At 67.0% G+C, this 4066-nt stretch carries 6 protein-coding genes; 3 read left to right on the plus strand and 3 right to left on the minus strand.

What is annotated here, in order from left to right:
• The 3 genes from AAF184_25050 to AAF184_25060 form a co-directional block, all read left to right on the plus strand.
• Positions 1 to 316: SDR family oxidoreductase (locus AAF184_25050; protein ID MEO0425626.1), on the plus strand; the 316-nt coding region annotated here is incomplete at its 5' end.
• A gap of 2 nt (positions 317 to 318) precedes the next feature.
• Entirely contained in the window at positions 319 to 1794 is a 1476-nt protein-coding gene (locus AAF184_25055) for an aldehyde dehydrogenase (protein MEO0425627.1), read from the plus strand.
• A 12-nt stretch (positions 1795 to 1806) separates the two neighbouring features.
• Positions 1807 to 2235: a RidA family protein gene (locus AAF184_25060; GenBank protein MEO0425628.1), complete on the plus strand. Its 429-nt coding sequence runs from the start codon at positions 1807 to 1809 to the stop codon at positions 2233 to 2235.
• A gap of 10 nt (positions 2236 to 2245) precedes the next feature.
• Here the strand turns inward: AAF184_25060 and AAF184_25065 are convergent, their stop codons facing one another.
• The 3 genes from AAF184_25065 to AAF184_25075 all read right to left on the minus strand — a co-directional run.
• Positions 2246 to 2647 (minus strand): DUF4440 domain-containing protein, encoded by a 402-nt coding sequence (locus tag AAF184_25065; protein MEO0425629.1) that lies wholly within the window; start codon positions 2645 to 2647, stop codon positions 2246 to 2248.
• Positions 2647 to 3744, minus strand: coding sequence for a serine hydrolase domain-containing protein (locus AAF184_25070; GenBank protein ID MEO0425630.1), 1098 nt, complete (start codon positions 3742 to 3744; stop codon positions 2647 to 2649). Before AAF184_25070 ends, AAF184_25065 begins: the two co-directional genes overlap by 1 nt.
• A 57-nt stretch (positions 3745 to 3801) precedes the next feature.
• Positions 3802 to 4066, minus strand: a 265-nt coding sequence (locus tag AAF184_25075) for a hypothetical protein (GenBank protein ID MEO0425631.1), incomplete at its 5' end; no start/stop codon positions are given.

Genomic DNA, 4066 nt, shown 5'->3' on the forward strand with positions numbered 1-4066 from the left:
CACGATTCGTGGCGCCGTCGCCAGTTGGTCGAAGACCCTGGCGACGGAGCTCGCCGCCGACGGCATTACCGTCAACAACGTGTTGCCGGGCTTCACGGACACGGAGCGCCTGGCCTACATCTTCGAGATCCAGGCCAAGGCCGCGGGCCGCACGCCGCAGGAGATGGCCGACGCAGCGCGCGGCTCCGTCCCCGCCGCCCGCTTCGCCAAGCCGGAGGAGCAGGGCGCGGCCATCGCCTTCCTCGCCTCACCCCTGGCCGCCTACATCACGGGCGTGAACCTGCCCGTGGATGGCGGCCGGACCCGCTCGCTCTAGCCATGGCCAGCGACGACCAGGTCGGCCTCAGCGTTCCGAGCGCGCTGGCCAACTATATCGCGGGCGAACTGCGGCCACCTGCCGACGGAGGCGTGCTCGACAACGTCGAGCCCGCCACCGGCAAGCGCCTGTGCGCGGTGCCCGACAGCAGTGCGAGCGACCTTTCGCAGGCGTTAGGTGCAGCGGAGGCGGCCCTGCCGGCTTGGCGCGGCATGTTGGTGGAGCGGCGCGCACAGATGCTCTCGCGCGTGGCCGCCATCGTGGAGCGCGACGCCGAGGCCTTCGCCCGCGCCGAGAGCGCGGACACGGGCAAGCCCCTGAGCCTGGCGCGCACCGTGGACATCCCGCGCGCCGTTGCCAACCTGCGTTTCTTCGCCGCCGCCATCACTCAGTTCCACAGCGAATCCCACGCCATGGCCGTCGGCGCGATCAACTACACCCTGCGCCAACCGCTGGGCGTGGTGGCGTGCATCAGTCCCTGGAACTTACCGCTGTACCTGCTGACCTGGAAGATCGCGCCCGCGCTTGCGGCCGGTAACTGCGTGCTGGCGAAGCCCTCGGAGCTGTCGCCGATCACCGCGCATCTGCTGAGTGAGGCGTGCATCGAGGCGGGGCTGCCGCCCGGCGTGCTGAACATCCTCCACGGTCGAGGCCCAGGCATCGGGCAGCAGCTCGTGGAAGCACCCGAGGTGCGCGCCATCTCCTTCACCGGGGGCACGGAGACGGGGCGTCGCATCGCGGCCACCGCCGCGCCGCGCTTTGCCCGCCTGGCCCTCGAGCTTGGCGGTAAGAACCCAACGCTGATCTTCGCCGACGCGGATCTCGACCAGGCGGTGGACCTCGCGCTCACCGCCGCCTTTCGCAACCAGGGTGAGATCTGCCTCTGCGGCTCGCGCATCCTGATCCAGCGCCCCGTGTACGACGCCGTGCGCGATCGCCTCGTGAGCGGCGCGCAAGCGCTGACCGTGGGCGATCCCCTGAGCGAGGACACGGACCAGGGCGCGCTGATCGGCGAGCACCACATGCGCAAGGTATTGGGTGCGATCGAACAGGCGCGCGGCGACGGCGGCACGGTGCTGTGCGGGGGTGAGCGTGTGCGGCCGGGCGGTCGCTGTGCGGACGGGTTCTTCGTCGCGCCCACGTTGATCGAAGGCCTGGGGCCAGCGTGTGCCCTGAATCAGGATGAGATCTTCGGGCCGGTGGCGAGCCTCATGCCCTTCGACACGGAGGAGGAGGCGCTCGCCATTGCCAATGGCACGCCCTTCGGCCTTGCGGCCTCCGTCTTCTCGCAGGACGTGACCCGTTGCCATCGGGTGGCGGCGCAGCTGCAGTCGGGGTTGGTGTGGATCAACACCTGGATGCTGCGGGACCTGCGCACGCCCATGGGCGGTGTCAAACAATCGGGGGTCGGACGCGAGGGCGGTGTGGAGGCGATGCGCTTCTTCACCGAGCCGACTAACGTGTGCATCAAGTACTGACGGAGTGGGGCGATGAGTGATGAGCAGAGCCGCGTGGATGCGGCGGGGGCGCCGGAGCCGGTAGGGGCCTATCCCCACGCGCGTCGCGTGGGCAATCTCCTGTTTCTCTCGGGGCTGGGGCCGCGGGTGAAGGGGAGCAAGGAGATCCCCGGGGTGGTGCTGAACGATGCTGGTGAGGTGGTCGACTACGACATCGAGGCCCAGTGCCACTCCGTGTTTCGCAACGTGCGTGAGGTGCTGGAAGCGGCGGGCGCGCGGTGGGATCAGCTCGTCGACGTAACCGTGTTCCTCACCAACATCCCCCGTGATTTCGAGGCCTACAACCGCCTCTATGCGGAGTACTTCCGCGACGCGTCGCCCTGCCGCACGACGGTGGAGATCACGCGCCTGCCGACCCCCATCGCGATCGAGTTGAAGTGCATCGCCGCCTTTGACGACTAGCGGGCGGCTGCTAGGGCGATGGTGCGTTGAAGGGCGCCGTCGCCGTGCCCTGGTGGAAGCGGGCTTGCCAGCCGAGTGGCGTGCGCTGCCATAGGGTCGCTCTTAGCGTGTGTCGAGCGCTTTGCCCCTGCGTATCCACATGAGCCGAGCGGTAGGTGAGGAGCGCGATGCCCTCCGCGAGATGCTCGAGGGCGAACTCCTGCGAGACAACGCGGCTCGGGCGGGACTCGGTCGTGAGCTCCGTGAGGATATCCGCCTTGGAGAAGACGCGCCCCGAACGTCCGAACTCCACGAAAGACTCGTGCAAGAGCGACTTGAGCTTTTCTGTGTCGGCCCGCACCTCGGGTTGGTGAAGTGATTGCTCCAACTCGCGCAGTTCGACCAGCAACGGGTCTTCGCCGGGCGCCTGCATCACGGCTCCGTACCGCTCAGGGCGAGTTCTGCAATGTCCAGGGTGAGCCGTACGAGCGTCGCGTAAGGCGTGTTGTTGTTCGACAGGATCACCACCGTGCCCTGCGGGAACATGGTCAGCATGGTGGTGGTGCCAGCGAGCTCGCCGTTGTAGGTGATGACCTTGACCTCCACATCCGCCACGGGCGTGGCGCTGACCGTGAACCCCATCGGATGGTCCTCATCGAGCAGCACGTCGAGCATCTCATCGTTCAGTAGGGATCCGGTGACGAGTGCGTTGCCGAAGGTGGCCAGGTCCGCGGCGGTGGCGTACTGGGAGGCAGTCGCCCTGAAGAGCACCGTGTTGTGTAGCTGAATTCGCTCGTACGCGTCGCCGTCGCGCAGGTAGGTGGGCGCTACGGTGTTCGCTTCTGCCAGGTAGATCTGCCCGGTGTGCTCGAGGCCCAAGGGCTCCAGAATCCTCTCCTCCAGCAGTGCTTCGTAGCGCTCCCCTGTGGCGGCTTCCAGGATGAGTCCGAGCAAGTAGTAGTTCGCGTTCGAGTAGTAGTAGTCCTCGCCCGGGGGGAACTTCAGCGCGAGTGAGGCGATCTGCGCCAGAAACGACTCCGGCGTGAATTTGCCTTTCACTGCGGGATCGAACCAACCGGGGATGTCGGTGTAGTGGGGGATCCCGGAGCGGTTCTGCAGCAGCTGTCTGACCGAGACGGCGTCAGCGTAGGAGGCGTCGAAGGTCGGCAGGTACGCGCTGATCGGCTTGTCCAACGCCAGCCGGCCCAAGCTCACCTGGTCCAGCACCAGCGTTGCAGTGAAGCTCTTGGTGATCGACGCGATCGTGAAGGCGGTGTCGGTGCGGATCTCGTAGTGCGCTCGCAGCGGATCGAGGTTGAACGCCTGCTCGTACACCGGTTGCCCATCGGTGGTGATCAGCACCACTCCCGAGAGGTTCTGTTCGCGGACCAACGCTGAGAGGTGTTCCACCAAGGGGGCGTACGGTTCGGCGGTCGACGCAGGGCTGCGCTCCTCAGCATAGCTGCTCGCGAGCGCGAGGAAGGTGATGATCAGGCAGGCGAGGCGTCTCGTGGGTTGGCGATGGGTCATGTTGGGGGATAGCCGTAAAGCGATCGGCGCGAGCGGCAAACACTGATCTTCGCCCAACTAGCGCTGGCTTGCCACCTGCGATACGTCTGATTCACCGTGCACCGCGCGAACCCGATGCCGGCGCCAGATCAGGGTGGCGATGAGCAACAAGCACGTGGAGAACGGCGCCAACGGCCCCGCTCCCGACCAAGCGATCAACAGCGCCAGGCCCAGCATCAGCCCATGGCCTGACGCCGACAGTTGCGCGCGATCGCGCACGAGCCACAGGCCGGCCACGGCGAGTCCCACCGGTACGGAGATGGTGAGGTGCCCAGCGTGTATC

It is taken from the genome of Pseudomonadota bacterium (assembly GCA_039815145.1).
GTDB lineage: Bacteria > Pseudomonadota > Gammaproteobacteria > Steroidobacterales > JBCBZW01 > JBCBZW01.